General features: G+C 50.8%; 19 protein-coding genes. 10 read left to right on the forward strand and 9 right to left on the reverse strand.

From position 1 onward, the window contains the following. Position 1: 1 nt before the first annotated feature. The 8 genes from BMZ51_RS18485 to BMZ51_RS18520 all read right to left on the reverse strand — a co-directional run bounded on the left by BMZ51_RS18485 (position 2) and on the right by BMZ51_RS18520 (position 6465). The gene (locus BMZ51_RS18485) at positions 2 to 1384 is read right to left on the reverse strand and encodes a replicative DNA helicase (protein ID WP_068007415.1); all 1383 of its coding nucleotides are present in this window, start codon (positions 1382 to 1384) and stop codon (positions 2 to 4) included. Continuing rightward, entirely contained in the window at positions 1353 to 2540 is a 1188-nt protein-coding gene (locus tag BMZ51_RS18490) for a DUF7146 domain-containing protein (RefSeq protein WP_068007412.1), read from the reverse strand. Before BMZ51_RS18490 ends, BMZ51_RS18485 begins: the two co-directional genes overlap by 32 nt. Further along, positions 2537 to 2773 (reverse strand): hypothetical protein, encoded by a 237-nt coding sequence (locus tag BMZ51_RS18495; RefSeq protein ID WP_068007411.1) that lies wholly within the window; start codon positions 2771 to 2773, stop codon positions 2537 to 2539. Before BMZ51_RS18495 ends, BMZ51_RS18490 begins: the two co-directional genes overlap by 4 nt. Next, positions 2774 to 4345, reverse strand: coding sequence for a DNA cytosine methyltransferase (locus BMZ51_RS18500; protein ID WP_068007408.1), 1572 nt, complete (start codon positions 4343 to 4345; stop codon positions 2774 to 2776). Further along, positions 4345 to 4989, reverse strand: a complete 645-nt coding sequence (locus tag BMZ51_RS18505; RefSeq protein WP_068007406.1) for a RuvC family protein — start codon at positions 4987 to 4989, stop codon at positions 4345 to 4347. The genes BMZ51_RS18500 and BMZ51_RS18505 overlap by 1 nt, the downstream gene beginning before the upstream one ends. Next, entirely contained in the window at positions 4989 to 5570 is a 582-nt protein-coding gene (locus BMZ51_RS18510) for a ribosome modulation factor (RefSeq protein ID WP_068007404.1), read from the reverse strand. The genes BMZ51_RS18505 and BMZ51_RS18510 overlap by 1 nt, the downstream gene beginning before the upstream one ends. Positions 5571 to 5632: 62 nt before the next feature. Then, positions 5633 to 6208, reverse strand: coding sequence for an MT-A70 family methyltransferase (locus BMZ51_RS18515; protein WP_244271396.1), 576 nt, complete (start codon positions 6206 to 6208; stop codon positions 5633 to 5635). Further along, the gene (locus BMZ51_RS18520; protein WP_068007401.1) at positions 6205 to 6465 is read right to left on the reverse strand and encodes a hypothetical protein; all 261 of its coding nucleotides are present in this window, start codon (positions 6463 to 6465) and stop codon (positions 6205 to 6207) included. The genes BMZ51_RS18515 and BMZ51_RS18520 overlap by 4 nt, the downstream gene beginning before the upstream one ends. On the opposite strand from BMZ51_RS18520, the gene BMZ51_RS18525 reads away from it, so the two are divergent. The 3 genes from BMZ51_RS18525 to BMZ51_RS18535 all read left to right on the forward strand — a co-directional run bounded on the left by BMZ51_RS18525 (position 6464) and on the right by BMZ51_RS18535 (position 7944). Further along, a complete protein-coding gene (locus BMZ51_RS18525) occupies positions 6464 to 7042 on the forward strand; it encodes a helix-turn-helix domain-containing protein (RefSeq protein WP_068007399.1) in 579 nt (192 codons plus the stop codon). The two genes, BMZ51_RS18520 and BMZ51_RS18525, sit on opposite strands and share 2 nt — an antisense overlap. 162 nt (positions 7043 to 7204) lie before the next feature. Then, positions 7205 to 7459 carry a hypothetical protein gene (locus BMZ51_RS18530; protein WP_068007397.1) on the forward strand — a complete coding sequence of 85 codons (255 nt, stop codon included), beginning with the start codon at positions 7205 to 7207 and terminating at the stop codon, positions 7457 to 7459. A 14-nt stretch (positions 7460 to 7473) separates the two neighbouring features. Then, entirely contained in the window at positions 7474 to 7944 is a 471-nt protein-coding gene (locus tag BMZ51_RS18535) for a hypothetical protein (RefSeq protein WP_068007394.1), read from the forward strand. Here BMZ51_RS18535 and BMZ51_RS18540 read toward each other — a convergent pair. After that, complete coding sequence (locus BMZ51_RS18540; protein ID WP_153039312.1) at positions 7907 to 8608, reverse strand: hypothetical protein; 702 nt, start codon at positions 8606 to 8608, stop codon at positions 7907 to 7909. The genes BMZ51_RS18535 and BMZ51_RS18540 overlap by 38 nt on opposite strands. A gap of 441 nt (positions 8609 to 9049) precedes the next feature. Between BMZ51_RS18540 and BMZ51_RS18545 the strand changes: the two genes are divergently transcribed. The 7 genes from BMZ51_RS18545 to BMZ51_RS18575 all read left to right on the forward strand — a co-directional run bounded on the left by BMZ51_RS18545 (position 9050) and on the right by BMZ51_RS18575 (position 14434). After that, positions 9050 to 9436: a hypothetical protein gene (locus tag BMZ51_RS18545; RefSeq protein ID WP_068007389.1), complete on the forward strand. Its 387-nt coding sequence runs from the start codon at positions 9050 to 9052 to the stop codon at positions 9434 to 9436. 131 nt (positions 9437 to 9567) lie between these two features. Further along, a complete protein-coding gene (locus BMZ51_RS18550; RefSeq protein WP_068007377.1) occupies positions 9568 to 10941 on the forward strand; it encodes a hypothetical protein in 1374 nt (457 codons plus the stop codon). A gap of 12 nt (positions 10942 to 10953) precedes the next feature. Further along, the gene (locus BMZ51_RS18555; protein ID WP_068007374.1) at positions 10954 to 11373 is read left to right on the forward strand and encodes a hypothetical protein; all 420 of its coding nucleotides are present in this window, start codon (positions 10954 to 10956) and stop codon (positions 11371 to 11373) included. A gap of 27 nt (positions 11374 to 11400) precedes the next feature. Then, complete coding sequence (locus BMZ51_RS18560; RefSeq protein WP_068007371.1) at positions 11401 to 11607, forward strand: hypothetical protein; 207 nt, start codon at positions 11401 to 11403, stop codon at positions 11605 to 11607. A 69-nt stretch (positions 11608 to 11676) separates the two neighbouring features. After that, positions 11677 to 12741, forward strand: a complete 1065-nt coding sequence (locus BMZ51_RS18565) for an exonuclease family protein (RefSeq protein ID WP_068007369.1) — start codon at positions 11677 to 11679, stop codon at positions 12739 to 12741. Further along, positions 12738 to 13802: a recombinase family protein gene (locus BMZ51_RS18570; RefSeq protein ID WP_068007366.1), complete on the forward strand. Its 1065-nt coding sequence runs from the start codon at positions 12738 to 12740 to the stop codon at positions 13800 to 13802. Before BMZ51_RS18565 ends, BMZ51_RS18570 begins: the two co-directional genes overlap by 4 nt. Continuing rightward, positions 13802 to 14434, forward strand: a complete 633-nt coding sequence (locus BMZ51_RS18575; protein WP_068007364.1) for a hypothetical protein — start codon at positions 13802 to 13804, stop codon at positions 14432 to 14434. Before BMZ51_RS18570 ends, BMZ51_RS18575 begins: the two co-directional genes overlap by 1 nt. The last annotated feature ends 9 nt before the right edge of the window (positions 14435 to 14443 follow it).

Below are 14443 nucleotides of genomic sequence, written 5' to 3' on the forward strand. Positions count from 1 at the left end.
GCTATACCTCATAGATGCGGCCAGCGCGGCCATCAAAGATACCATCACGCACAATCAGATCACCTTTCCGTCGTTTAAGACCATGAAATTCGATCTTACCTTTGTGATCTTTCATCTCTTTCAGCCATTTACTGAACTCGTGGTGTTCTTCAGGGTCCACTCCCGCTGGAATATGAGGCTTGTTCTTTTTGAGCCAAGTTTCTGGCCTCGCCAAACCTAATACCCAGTCTGCGTCCTGTTCAATTGAGGAGCCGCCATCAAAGTCATCGAGCCTCGGTGCCCACCCATCTCTGCGTTGGGATGTTCTCGTTCTTTGAGAAAGTGCGACAACAGCAATACCAAGTGTTTTTGCCAATACTTTCATTTCCCCGGTAATCCACTCAACGCGGTCGAATTTGTTTGAGAAGCGCTTTGTTGCCCGAAGGAGACGAAGGTGATCGACGACAACAAGGCCCAAGTTTTGAGACCTTTTAAGTTGGATACACCTATCCCTAAACTGTTCGAAGGTTAAACCTGGCCTGTCATCGATGTAGACACGTTCTTCAGATAATAGCTCTTGCTCTCTTTGAAGGGCCTGAATTGAGAACATATCATAAGTGCCCTCTTCAATTTGGGAGACGGACAGGTCTGTTCCCCCAGCAAGTTCTCTTCGGGCCATATCTTCCGCTTCCATTTCCAACTGGAAGAATGCAACTGGCCTAGTTATTTGCGCTGCCCTACATAATTGAAGGCCAACGACAGTCTTACCATCACCTTGAGCTGCACCGATAAACCCAAGGTCTCCGGGCAAAATACGTCCCATAACTTCATTCAGGGTTGGTAACCCCCATTCCATACCAACCACTTCACCTGTTTCGTGTGCTCTCATAGAATTTGCTAGTGCCCGTTTAGCACTATCACCCAGTGTTTTTACAGGTTGGCCCTGCGATTGAAGGCCAATCTCTTGGAAGCGCTCATTAATTTCTGAGAGGAAAAGTTGTGGAGGCTTATCCTTCTTACCCAGCTCTTTGACAATCCATTTCTGTGCATTTGCAATTTGGCGACGAGCCCAATCATCGACAAGGTCTTCTAAAAAATCAAAGGGGCTTAAAATCTCATCTCTTTCCGCATCTCTAATAATCGCTGTAAGCAGGTGAACTGTACTTTTCCCGTCTTCATACTCTTCTCCAATTCTCGCAACTAACTGTTGAAGAGAGGGTTTTCGACCGGTTGAGCATATCTCTAGGAGAGCCCTGAATATTTTGGAGTGTATCTCTCTAAAGAAATGTTCAGGTTTAAGGACTTCAGCCACATCAAATAAAACAGAGCTGTCTTTTAGCAAGGAGCCAATCACAATACGCTCTGCTGTTGGGTTATGCGGCGGGGTGTCTTTGTTCGAATGCACTATATGTTTCCCAAAGGTCTAAGTTGTCACATTTGTAGATGCAGGGCTCATTGATCACGACATGGACGCCGACTTGCCGCAGATTGGCAGCGCATTGTTCGGCAGCTTTCGTTCCAGGCGGCTCCCCAACCTTCTCACCCTCTGAGATTGCGTTATCGCTATCAGGGAAAATATCGGAGCGCTCAACAAACCCGGGCGCTTCGAACGTCACCATGCCGCTGGTGCTCATAGTGGCCCACATGGGATAACGGAAGTCATGAAGCGCCCAATTTCCAAGCGCAGTTTCGCCACCCTCCAACAGACCTATGCGCGAGGCATCGCCCCCTATTCTGCAGGCCGCGCCGGAGGACGCAGCGAACATAACCTTGGCATTCGGAATGGTGTCATTCGTCTGCGTGATCTTCACACCCATGGCAGCATCCAAAAAAATGCGTTGCAGAGAAACGATGTCTCCAAATGGGTCCTGAAGGAAAAACACCAGAGCCGGAAAAGACGGCCCCTTCTTGATCAGTTTTTCGTCGCGGTACTGACGCAGGTTTTCCATCTCAAGGCCTGGATGAAACCCAATGTGTTCGCGCAGGTCAGTCGGCCATGCGGATACGGGAGGTAGTCTGCGTTGCCCCTGTCCTGCGCCACACAGATACTGTTCAGCAGCAGTGTCCAAGATTGGCCGGCACTGCTTTGCTATCTCCGCAGCTGTAACGGCCTTGCGCTGTGCGCGCTCCAAAACCGCCTGCTCTCGTTCCTGTCTCGTGCGCTCCCTGGCTTCCCGGTCTTTGGCTTGGCGGGCCTCTCGCTCTTTACGATCTTCTTCAGTTTCTTGCCTGTCGTCGATCCCAAGCCAACCACGCGCCCATTTAAAAGCTTCTCGGTATCCTTCAGCCGATTTGGGCTCATATCCCAACGCATAGGCCACAAGCTCAACAGAGCCACCTCCAATCTGCTGAGAAAAGCGATACCATTGGCCTTGCCTGTCTCCATCCAGATTGACTGTAAAGGAAGAGCTGATGCGCTTCCCCTTCTTAGCTGGTGTCATCAGGCCTTTGTGTTTATTGGAGGGGTCGGTGATCCAGCCCCCGTAAAAGTAGTCGCAAATCTGAGCGATACGGCTATTAAGAAGCTCGCGGATCTCGGTCGCAACATCGTTTTGTCTCAATGTTTCCGCCTCCCCTTATCTTCGTCCACGCGCCGGATCTCGTAGTTCCTTAGATGGTACTCAGCTGCGTAGAGCATTCGAAGAAACTGGGCGACCCCCTCTCCTTCAAAGTGCATTTGGAATTCACGAACCGGTGCACCGTTCCGGTCTTTTGCCCTGCACTGCAATTCACCCAAAAAGATCTGGATGTCATGCAACGGAATCTGAGAGGCACGCTGTTTAGGTTGAGCCAATCACGCTGCCTCCGCTCTAACAATCATCTCCGGGCAGTTGGCCTGCGACAGAGCTTTGGCCCATGGAGGGGGAACACCGTTCCCGCACTTGGCAACCTGCTCCTCTTTCGAAAAAGGTTTGCCGTTATGCTCAAAGTCGATGATATGGCCCTCTGGGTAGCCGTTGGCCCTGTAAAGCTCCCGGCTCGTGAGCATTCGCATTCCAATATCGGTGATGACATATGGCTCACCGCTGATCTCGACACTCACTAAACCAAAGCGGTCTTTGGTTGTTGTCGTTCCAATAGGCCTTGAAAGCTTCTGCCCTACGCTAGTGCCATAATAGGCCGTCAGGAAAGAGCGCACCTCCGCAATATGGTTGCCGCCTGCTGTGTTGGTAGGCATGGGCTGGTCAACAGATCTTCCGTGCTTGCAGCTTCCTCGCATCATCGTGAGGTGACTGGTAACAAGCCCGTACCGGCGAGCAGTGGTCAGAGTATGGAGTGGACTGTCTGGGAGATGACCGCGTATCTCCCCATCACGCTTCTGGCCATAATATTTGTGCAAAAAAGCAGCCACCAAAGCAGAACCACCACCGCCACCAGCAGTTACAGTCCCAAGAGGGTCTGTGATATCAGCACATTTGGAGTTACCGTACTGCCGGTCAACACAAGGAATCACAAGTGCCCTGCACCCACCTTTTTCTGTTTTGATGGTCGTCATGGGTCTTCTCAAAGGTTCCAATCTGCCACCATGACTCATGTTGAGAATGAAAGGTTCCTGAGCATCGATGACAAACTTCTGTATGCCCGCCGCAATGCGCTTCATTGTCTTTGGAACCAGAGGCTTCTTCCGGTTGAAGATCGATTTACAGGGAATGGACCAGTCAATACATTCTGCTGCTGTGCGCCAAGGTCTCAGGCCAGATCCAACAAACTCTGCTTTGTTTGGGTCTCCATGTGTTGGCGCAGGCCAAACAATCGGCTTTCCATCCCTTCTTGCAATGATAAACAAGCGTTTTCGGATAGTCGGCGCCCCATAGTCACTCGCTCTTAGAACTCTGACTTCGAGCTTGTATCCGAGCTTACGCAGAGCTTCACACCACTGTTCAAACGTCTCACCTGCCCGAGACTTTATTTGATTTCCTTCATCATCCAGCGGCCCCCAGCCTTTGAACTCAACCACATTTTCAACCATGATGACCCGAGGGCGTTTAGCCTTGAGTTTCTGGCAGAAGTGTACAATTGACCAGGCCAGCATACGCACTTCCGGCGAGAGAATACGCTTGCCCCCAGCACGCGAAAAGTGCCTGCAATCAGGTGAGGCCCATAGCAAACCAACTGGGCGACCGTTGGTATGGGTCTTAAGGTCGACGTCCCAGACGCTTTCTGTCAGATGGATCGTGTCTGGATGGTTCTGCGCATGCATCGCCAGCGCTTTGTCACAATGATTGATCGCAATATCGGGAGAGCGGCCAAGTGCTTGCTCGATGCCTGTAGAGGCACCACCACCACCCGCAAAAGCGTCAATGATCAGCTCTTCGTGCGGATATACTGGCGACTGAAAACTTTCAAACTGAAACAGATCTTGCATCACACCGCCTTTTTCTGCGCGAACAGATCTTGAGGTGAATTTTCCAAGTGAAGGTGAAAGGCGATCAGGAGACCTTCAGCTGCATCGCCACTCTTTTGTGGGTAGCCCAGCTCGGAGCACAGCTCCTTAGCGCGATTTTTGTACCAAGTGGTCGGTGTGGTTTTTGAACTCTTTGGTGGTTTGCCGACCCCTGTTGTACTGCGCCAACTTTGAGATGGAACGTAGACTACTGGAACATTGCGCTGCACCGCCAGCTTGACTGACAGCATCACTAAACCATTCAAAAAGTGAACTACGTCGAAAGACGTTCCACCAACCGTGATTTCCTTGACCTTCTGAAACTCCATGCGATTGTCGCCAAGCGAATTCTGATCGTCTTCTTTGACTTTCTTCGTACGCGTAGGGTTGCCAGGTAAGGGTTGTTCAACACCAATTGAGTCAGGCTTGAGCTTGACCAGAAGCGCGTCTAAATTTTGACAATACCAATGCCCAACACGGCCAGAGTAAGCAGCATCAATCTTGCCGCGAACCAGCCCAAAGGGTGGCTTGATGGGACACCTGAGGGTGCCCGCATCAACTTCATCGGGTGAGTACAATCCCCACCCAGTACAGGATTTGGAAACATCTAACCCAAGGAAGCGCATCAGTCCTCCTCGGTCTGAGCAGCAAGAGCAGCATCCATTGGATCTGGATCACCACTATCTGGATCGCCTTTCACGAGTTCCGGGGCCGCATCCGGGCCTTTCTTCGGCTCCATGGAAAGAACAACACGTCGCTCTTCCGCGCCTTTATTCCAGCCTTCCATCCATTTCTGACCGGCATCTGAGCCCAAATCATGAGGGTTTTCATTTTGATTTTCACCAAGACGGCCTGCGGAAAGACCACTTACATAAGCGCGTTCATCAACTGGCGCTAAAGTGGTGTCGGTAAAATTGAACAGCTCAAGCTGGTCTTTGGTAAGCTCAATACCGCACAGCCGCAGATACCGGACAGTTTCGCAGACCTCTTCAACCCAGTCCTTCGTTTTATCATCGCCCTTCTTCAGTAAGGAGAGTGCTTTTTTTGCAGCCTGCAGGTTCAGTCCGGCAGCCTCCGCTTTCGAGTATTCAGCGCGCATCTCTCCTTGCGAGCTGGCTGCTGTGTCCGCGACCTTGCGCAGCTTGGAGAGCGTTGTAGTAACAACCGCATCTTGTGGGGGTTCATTCACTAAGGTGGTGTCAGACATGCTTGTCCTCTTTGGGTTCGGGGGCAAAATTCCAAATCAGGTATTCTTGAGCAGGCAGCAGATCAGGCAGCGAACTTGTGAACTTCGTCGCCCCAGGCAGTCCAGCCGGGTCGCACCTGTCTGGAGAACAGATCCAGACGGTTAAAGGCATCTGGGCATAGGCGTTCAGCTGTTGCGTAAGCTTCTTCAGGTTTCCGCGAATGGTCTCTGCGCAGGCCCTCAACGACAGAGCGGACATTGTTTGCAAACCTGGGCTTACCAATCTTTCCTATGAGAAAAGGCTCCCCTGCAGAGCGCAGGCAGTATCCGGTACCAAACCCCAAAGTGCGCCGTTCCAACCTCTTGTTGTAAGTGTACTTCACCCAATGACCGGCAGTTACGAACTTGAATCCCCAGGCATCCATCAGTTGGAACGCCTGCGGCAGCATCGGGTTTGTCGCCCATAACCACAGGCAACAATCCTTTTGAGAAAAGTTGCTGAGCGGCAAGGTCATGATGTCCTCAACCTTCAAGCACGTGTACTTGCTGGAGGCATTCTTGTGCTCGCCCTTCTTTGACCAATTCTCATACTTCCACGGGGGATCAGCCATGATCAGGTCATAGGAAAGCGGAACCAGTCCGCTCACATCCCAGATCAATTCGCACCCCGGCTCGCGCCACGGCTATTTGGATGAAACGAGAGGTAGACCTGTTCCAGTGTGTACTCAGACATTTCAGCGATAAGCCAGTAAAAATCTGGATTTGGTTTGGTTTTTTGTGACCGCCAGTTTGCAATCGTAGATCCACTCACTTGAGTACCAAAGCGCTCTTTTATTTTCCCGATAATCTTCCGTGGAGGGCCTGCCCTCTCCCAAATCCGCTCTACCGATGGGAGCTCACAAGGAGTATCATTCATGCGAAATACCTCTATTGGTTCAGAAACACCCTCTACAACGGGCCAACCTAAATTGGCGTTTAAGCCAATATATTTTGACAAAAAGCAAAATGCAAGAGTGAAAAATTCAGCATTTGGCGCCAAAAGCCAAAATATTCCAAATAAATTAATGTATAATGCCAGCATGACTAGAGGTGAAAGAATTATTCAAAAGCGTAAGGAGCTTTCCTGGAGCCGCGTCAAGCTGGCAGACGTGTCTTGCGTTGGCTATGACCGACTGAACAAGCTTGAACGCGATATGACAAAGGAACCCCGTGGCGACACTCTCAACAAAATTGCGAGAAGCCTCGGTGTTTCAGTGCACTATTTGGAAACTGGCGAAGAACGAGATCCAAACTTGGACAGTGAAGAACTTCACTACGCCATTCAGGGCAACTTAGATGGCGGAAACGGAGTACTCGCTAAAAAAGCCTGGGAAGCAGCCGAGGCTATTGAGGAACGCGTATACGGTAAACAACGCGGAGGTATGGACTTCCTGCTGGAAACCTATGAACGAATACTCAAGCGACTGATAAATGATAAAGATGAAACAAAGTAAATCAGCCGCCAACTAGGGCGGCTTTTTTCTTGACTACCGTAGAGGTTACCCAACCTCAAGCGCATGCTCTCTGAGCATGAATTAAGAAAATCTTCACTCAAAACCTCAAAAACCTAATGACACTTTAATAAAGTGGCTTTTGGAATTTCCTTGCGAGGAACAATGTATTTGAAATTAGTATCGGAAGACCTCGATCTTCAAAAGAAAGACCCTTTACCTATCGAAGATCGTTTTATGCAGCTCGTTGAATGGGCAGAGGATGAGGGTATTGAAGTCCTGCTGTTCTCATTCATTAAGTCACGCTTTGACAAGATAGACCTGGAAGACCTGTCAGCTCGCGAAAAAGAGATTACCTACGAGCATAATAGAAGAGCCGTTGTCATGACACGATATAACCGTTGTCATGGCACGATATAACCGCGAGACCTCATATGACCACCATCATTAACTACCCAACCAACATCGCTGAGCAAGGGCTTTTGGGGAGCCAAGCAGCGCAACTATTTGAAACGTGGAGAGAAAATAGCTTTTGTCTCAATCACAACTTCTTAGAGTTGCTGCCATACCTCAACCATTTCGCAAACCCGATGGATAACGCAGGCGTAACCGACATCTTGATGGTCGGTGATAAATCATACCTGGCCAGTGTCTATGGCGCATCGTGGACCAACGATTCCCCACTGAAACGGGCACAAGTTGACCCTGTCTTGATGAAAACAGTGTCGACGGACTATGAGATTTCCGCTCAAAGTCTGGCCCCAAGGCTGGATCTTCTTTGCACACCGATTGCGTTGCCCCAAGGCGGAGTGGAGTTTGTTCACTACTTCAGAATCATCCTGCCATTCCGCCTAAAGCACGGCAATATCACGCTATTTTCTTATGCCAGCCCAGTTCATCAATAACAAGCCGAGCCAAATCGGCTGTCTCATCGCATGTGATAGCGACAAGTCCAAGGTCATTTGGAATTTCTGCTGGTGCTCTTTCCCAATTGAGCGCCTTCAAATAAGCACGTGTCCAGCCATATTGCTGGGGGCCAACCTTCATGTGTTTTGATGTGAGGAAAGCGTAGATGAACCCTACCCCCCACATCTGAACAGATAATAAAATTGCCAATTTAACCAGTGCCTTAGCCGCTTTCAAATTACGAAGATCTGGGCGTACCCACAGCTCTCCCACATAGGAGATTTCGTGCATAGGTTGCCGTGCATAAGCTGGAACCGCGTCAACCAGGGCCGCAGCTCCACTCTCGCTTGTATAAATCCGCCCAAAATAATTCTGCAGATATTCTCCCAGGCACTGCCCGCCTAGGTTGTCTTTACGTGCAGCAATACTGGCTACGCATTCACCACCGTCATCACTTAACGAAATCCCAAAAAACCCGGCTGGTGTGAAGGAGTTCAGTGAAAGACTCATGTTTTCACCGAGCTTTGATTTGGCGCTTTTTTCTATTACGTTTGAGAATTCTTTATGAGACCTATGAAAATCAAGAAAAAAATTCCTATCTTTCAATTCAGTTGATAATAGCGAAATTGCTTCACTTATTTCTATAGGATTTAGATACACCATTACTACCATTCCAATATCAATTTACTCTCTGTCGGCAGGCTAGACCTGAGCTGAGTCGGGCAGACGAGACCCAAACCCGTTTAAAAAAACAGGTTGGCCGTCACCCGTGCAACGTATCTGCCGTATAGGCTGAGCCATCGCTTTGCCGGGGGCGCCAGCACAATAACCAAGCTGGACACCGGGGTACTTTTTCGGCTGGATTGCCGGAGGTACGGGCACACCCCTCTCGACGAGACCCGTAAGCGCTTAACCTCATTCCCATCCATCGCGCTGTAGTTTCTATGCAAGTCGGACCGGTTTCCGCTTGAACTTGCACGCTAGTGGTAATTCCAAAATTGGCTAAAAGTCAATCCATCGTCAAAAAAATTGGATTTTAGACAAAAAAATGTTTGACAAAAGGCCAATTTCGCAATTACCGTACAGCCAGAACGGGAGAGCGAGATGAATGTAAACGGTGCAGTTGTTGAAGAGAGCCTGACCAATCTGGAGCAATCAAAGATCCGGATGTTGCTGGCTTTGCAGAACAATTCTCGTAAGCTCTCGGCAGTTATGCGCAAAGAGCTCTTTCGCTTGCTCAAGGGCAAACACCAGTCTGGAACTGCTACAGTCGTAAGCAACCAAATCGCCTGCCAAGACGCATTTAAGCTTTTGGCTGAATATCAAGCGGAGTTGGAACATGTCAGAACCGTAAAGAAAGCATACCAGCAGTTTATCAAAACTGGTGAACACTCGGGCATGTGTCAAAGTCCAGACCAAACACCAAAATGTATATTATTTGATTTCGTCGACGGGCCAGCATCAGACCAGTTTCTGACGCCTGCCCCGTAACTTGGAATTCCACTGACAATCTTCATTTACAGCCACCATGAGGAGACCTCCCACTCCTCAGGGAACCGGAGAGTTATGCCCCTCGTCTCTCCGGTTCCCCCTCCAATGGCTGAGAACCAAAGGACTTTTTTATGCGCATCCTTAGTGCGAAAGTTGAAAACTACATGGGCGTCAAGCTGTTTGACGCGGATTTTGACAAAGATAAGAATGTTGTCGAGATCACAGGGAAAAACGGTCAGGGCAAAACTGGCTCATTGGATGGGATTTGGGCAGCGATTGCAGGAAAAGGCGCGATTGCAGACAACCCAATCCGTGAGGGTGAAGAAAGCGCCACCTTGCAAGTCAACTTCGGGCATCTCATTGCAACCCGCAAGTTTAAGCGCAAAGAGGAAAAGGAATACACCACCAACCTCACACTCACGACACCGGAAGGTGCGCGGTTCCCCAAACCGCAGGAAATGCTGAACGAGTTCTTCAACTCGATTGCGCTGGATCCCATTGAGTTCCTGCGAAAGGAGAGCAAGCAGCAGACCCTGATCTTCCGCTCGCTGATCTCTGACTTTGACTTTGATGAGAACGATGAGCAGATCAACACACTGGCCGAGAAGCGCCAGAACACCAATCGTGACGTGAAATCACTACAGGCCCGTGTGGATGCATTCCAGCTGCCGGCTAAACTCCCTGAAGACGCCATCGACGAGCACGAGCTGATCAAACAGCTGGCGGGCGCTCAGGAGAGAAACCAGGAGCGTCAGAACGAGATCAGCAGGCGCGATACCTCTGAGGCCGAAATCAAGGGCCTTCGCGACACCGCCAACGCTCAGTCAGTAGAAAGCGCAAGTGCAACCTCCCGCGCCATCGAAGAGGGGCACCGCTTGATTGCAGAGGCTAAGGCACAGGCTGACAAACTGCGCGCTGATGCCGAAATTCAGGCGGTTGAATTATCTAAAGAAGCCGAGACAAAACATCAGGCTGCCAACGACATACAGGCAAAACTTGATGAACTGCTTCCGATACCAGGCCCCATCAACCCAACTGAAATTCAAGAACTCATTGAAGAGGCCAAAGCTTCAAATGCCCTCTACTCAAAAAAGCAGCAATACGATGCGCTGGCAGAAGAGCTACGGCTGAAGAAGCTGGAGGCGAGAGGCTTTGATGGCAATATTAACGAGCTTCGCAAGAAGGCGGAGGACGCTGTTAAGACCGCAGACCTGCCAGTCCCTGGCATTGGCTTTGATGAAAACGGGCTGACCTTCAAAGGCCTGCCGCTGTCACAGGCCAGCAAGGCAGAACAGATCCGCGTGTGCTGCGCCATTGTGGCTGCCCTCAATCCCGAATTACGCATTTGCCGGATCTCAGATGGTTCGTTGCTCGATCAGATGAGCTTCGATCTACTGGAAGGCTTTGCCAAGAAATACGACATGCAGGTGTTTATCGAGACCGTGGAGTCCTCTCGACAGGGTGCCATCGTTATCGAAGCCGGTGAAATCGTAAGCAAGAACTGAGGCATTTCACCTATGGCACGCATCCTAATCGCACCAACAACAAGCAAGTCGGTCAAAGACAAGCTCTCCAAGCTGCTGAGAGACGAAAACCACGCGGTCATCGACAGCAATAAAAACGCTCTGGACTGGAGCGACGTAGACCCTGCGTATTCCAATTGGACCCCTCAAGAAGCCATGTCCTCGTTGCTTGAAGACACCGCCGTGAAGAGCGCTTACGCCGACTTAGAACGCGACATGCGATCAGCTGATGCGTGCCTTCTCTTCTTCCCTGCAAGCCAGGACGCCGCGCTTATGGCCGGTTGGTTTGTAGCACATCAAAAAAACGTTGTCGGGGTGGTTTCTGGCAACGGCAATCTCCCCACTCTGGCTTTCATGACAACAGACCTTTGTCTGAATGTTGATGAGGTCGTGGAAGCATTTTCTGGCCGCTGAACACGGTCGCAACCCTGAGAGGACAACATGAGCAACTTTAAATTCCAACTCAACGATACGGTCAAGATCACTGCCAGTGGAGAGACCGGAACGATCAAAAGTCGAGCCGAGCACACCACAGGAACCAACAACTATCGCATTCACTACAAAGCGGCGGATGGACGTGCGGTCGAAGCTTGGTGGGACGAATGCGATCTGGCTAGTGATTTGAGTTCTGAAGACGTCCAGTTCTGAACCCCTTCCTTCAACTCAACGGCGTAGCCCTTGGCTACGCCCTCTCTTCCAAACCTCTTGGAGTTCCAAATGTTCGACCTAAAAATTGGCGATCCGGTCCCCCTTGGTATCTACTTCGGGCTCCCCGAAGACATCTATCACGCAGACCCTGAGGCCCTTGGCTCTTCCCCTATCAAGGAAATCCATGTCAACCCAGCTGACCACCAATACAACAACATCATGGGACAGGAGCACGTCAAAGAGTTTGATCTTGGCTCCGCATTGCATGCTCGCATCCTTGAGGGTGAAGACGCTCTGAATGCCCGTTTTGCGCCTATGTTCGATCCCTCCGAATACCCGGGCGCTCTGGATACAAACGCAGACCTGATCAAATTCCTGAAAGAACATGATCAAAAAGGCATGAGCGGCAAAAAGAAAGCTGACCTCATTGAATGGGTGCTCGAAGTCGATATGGACGCAGAGGTCCTTGAACTCCGGAAGAAAGACTATTTGTCCGCCAATGAAGGCAAGACCTTTGTATCTGTCAAAGACTGGGCGCTGGTCGAGAATGCTGCTCAAATGCTACAGAAAGATCATGACCTCGGGCCTGTCATGGAAAATGGCGCCTTCATTAAAGGTGCACCAGAAGTTTCCTTCTTTTACATGGATGGTGACATCAAACGGAAGTTGCGTGTTGACCGTCTTCTCAGGCATGCCCTCGTAGACCTCAAGAGCTTCTCTCCCAAGTCCACCGGCAATATGCAGCGACTGGTTCTTGCTGCCATTCGAACCAACTATTACGAAATCCAGTCCGCTGACTACCTTCGCTCATTTGGCATCGTCAAAGAACTCTTCCGGGATGGTGACATTGAGGTGTTTGGTGAGCCTCCTTACGACACCTTCCTTGAGGAATGTTTCGCCTCTGACGAGGACCCTGACTGGGTCTGGGTGTTTGTTAAAACCAAAGGCTGCCCGCAACCTCAACTCGTAAATTGGAAAGGCAAACAGCGCATAGACGACCACAAGCAGAAGGTCGTCGAAGCACTCGAAACCTATCGTTTCTTTGTCGGAGAGTACGGCAAAGACGATATCTGGCACCCGCAGCACCCCGCCATTGATTTGGATGATGAGGACTACCGCGGAGGTGCCTCATGAGCAACGATCTCCAAATCATGGATGAACACACTGACACCTCACTGCAAGGTGAGGTTCTGGCGCCATCCAATATTTTGAGCCAGGAGCGGTTCGAGCTTACCAACAAGTATGCCGTTGCCATTTCACGCGCCTCTCTACTTCCCGAGCATCTGCGCGGCGAGAGCCCGGAAGAAGCCTACTCCAACTGTTTTTTGGTGGTCAATCAAGCTCTCACTTGGGGCATTGACCCTCTTGCAGTCGCACAAGCCACTGCCGTTGTGCATGGCAAGCTTTGCTATGAGGGCAAACTGGTCCAGGCCGTTCTTAATATGAACAGGATCCGCTTGCACTCCCGATATGAGGGGGAGCGCGGGACAGGCGACTACAAGATCTACCTGTCTGATAAACCGTTCAAGGAAGACGGCAGCACTGAAGGGCGAATGGTGGAAGGCTCAGTCAAAGACTGGGCGACATACGGCAGCAAAAAAGCTGGCAAGGATGACGTGATGAATGCCGCGTGGAAGAGCGACCCCTACTCTATGCTGCACTACCGTGGCCACAGGCAATGGACGCGGCTGCATGAACCAGGGCTGATTATGGGGGTCTACACCCCGGATGAAATGGCTCTGGAAAACGATGCCCATCGCGCGCGCCAAGCGAAGGACATCACAAAGTCTCGTGAGAACAACCCCCTGCTCTCTCCTGAGGAGCGCCAATCCGGAAATCATAGTTCCTCCAACCAAGCCCCTGCACAGGCGCGGTCCGGATCAGGTCCCCAGGAGGGCGGCACGCCGGAGGATGGCACAGCTGACGATAAAACGTCATCCTCCGGCACTCCACTTTCCATATCGCGTGGAACCTTTGAGCTTTATGCCCAAAACCTGTCCAAGCTGCGCAGCGAAGAGGTCTTGAAGAAAGGCGATAAGAAGTTTTCATCTGAGTTAAACGCCACGCCGAATGAGACAGACGTTGCCCTGTTCAGACGGATCTACACTGCCTGCGCAAATCGCGTCAGCGGCAAGATCACGGCAAAGGACTGTGAAACCCATATTGCAGATCTGATCGAGGAGGCCTTTAGCTGATGCTGTTGTTCCTCGACCTTGTGACCAGCGGTCTGCTGCGAAGTGAATTGCCGCTTGGTCATTCCTCCCAACCTTGGGCGTTAAAGATTGCTGGGGAACTGTCCGATGCACAGGGCAACCGCATCAGTGCAATCGACATGCTGATCAAGGCCGAGGGACGCACCGTCAAGCCCCAAGCAAAGAATATCCATGGCGTTGAAGAACGCAGCTGTGAACAGCTGGGCGTAAAGCAGAACGCGGTGCTGGCGTTAATCTCGGACCTTGCAGGAAAGGCCCTGCGGGTCGTGACATACGGCGAATTTGACCGGCGCATTGTTACTTCGCTTCTGACCAATCTTGAAGAGCAAACCCGGGCCAGAAAAGGCTCGTTCGTGGGCAGGTGGGAGCGCCCTGGTCTTGAGTTTTTAAACATTCAGGACCCCGTTTGTACCCGTGAATGCGGGCTGCTCCAAAAGGAAAAGGACACTGAAGAGGCTCAGCTTCGCTGGCCCACCATGGAAGAGGCCTGCGCTCACCTCCTACCCGCTCCCGTCGAGATTGACAAAGCTGATGCCTGGTCAGGTCTCAATGCAACCAAGTCTCTGTTTTTTGAACTCTTAAAACGCGGTCATTTCGAACAAACGGCCTGCTGAAAACCAAGG

This window comes from Pseudovibrio axinellae (genome assembly GCF_900110875.1).
Taxonomy (GTDB): domain Bacteria; phylum Pseudomonadota; class Alphaproteobacteria; order Rhizobiales; family Stappiaceae; genus Pseudovibrio; species Pseudovibrio axinellae.

Excerpts from the sequence above, each read along its gene's own strand:
- BMZ51_RS18500 (WP_068007408.1), bottom strand. The coding sequence starts at position 4,345 with ATGCAAGATCTGTTTCAGTTTGAAAGTTTTCAGTCGCCAGTATATCCG.
- BMZ51_RS18505 (WP_068007406.1), bottom strand. The coding sequence starts at position 4,989 with ATGCGCTTCCTTGGGTTAGATGTTTCCAAATCCTGTACTGGGTGGGGA.
- BMZ51_RS18510 (WP_068007404.1), bottom strand. The coding sequence starts at position 5,570 with ATGTCTGACACCACCTTAGTGAATGAACCCCCACAAGATGCGGTTGTT.
- BMZ51_RS18525 (WP_068007399.1), top strand. The coding sequence starts at position 6,464 with ATGCGAAATACCTCTATTGGTTCAGAAACACCCTCTACAACGGGCCAA.
- BMZ51_RS18520 (WP_068007401.1), bottom strand. The coding sequence starts at position 6,465 with ATGAATGATACTCCTTGTGAGCTCCCATCGGTAGAGCGGATTTGGGAG.
- BMZ51_RS18530 (WP_068007397.1), top strand. The coding sequence starts at position 7,205 with ATGTATTTGAAATTAGTATCGGAAGACCTCGATCTTCAAAAGAAAGAC.
- BMZ51_RS18535 (WP_068007394.1), top strand. The coding sequence starts at position 7,474 with ATGACCACCATCATTAACTACCCAACCAACATCGCTGAGCAAGGGCTT.
- BMZ51_RS18540 (WP_153039312.1), bottom strand. The coding sequence starts at position 8,608 with ATGGTGTATCTAAATCCTATAGAAATAAGTGAAGCAATTTCGCTATTA.
- BMZ51_RS18545 (WP_068007389.1), top strand. The coding sequence starts at position 9,050 with ATGAATGTAAACGGTGCAGTTGTTGAAGAGAGCCTGACCAATCTGGAG.
- BMZ51_RS18550 (WP_068007377.1), top strand. The coding sequence starts at position 9,568 with ATGCGCATCCTTAGTGCGAAAGTTGAAAACTACATGGGCGTCAAGCTG.
- BMZ51_RS18555 (WP_068007374.1), top strand. The coding sequence starts at position 10,954 with ATGGCACGCATCCTAATCGCACCAACAACAAGCAAGTCGGTCAAAGAC.
- BMZ51_RS18560 (WP_068007371.1), top strand. The coding sequence starts at position 11,401 with ATGAGCAACTTTAAATTCCAACTCAACGATACGGTCAAGATCACTGCC.
- BMZ51_RS18565 (WP_068007369.1), top strand. The coding sequence starts at position 11,677 with ATGTTCGACCTAAAAATTGGCGATCCGGTCCCCCTTGGTATCTACTTC.
- BMZ51_RS18570 (WP_068007366.1), top strand. The coding sequence starts at position 12,738 with ATGAGCAACGATCTCCAAATCATGGATGAACACACTGACACCTCACTG.
- BMZ51_RS18575 (WP_068007364.1), top strand. The coding sequence starts at position 13,802 with ATGCTGTTGTTCCTCGACCTTGTGACCAGCGGTCTGCTGCGAAGTGAA.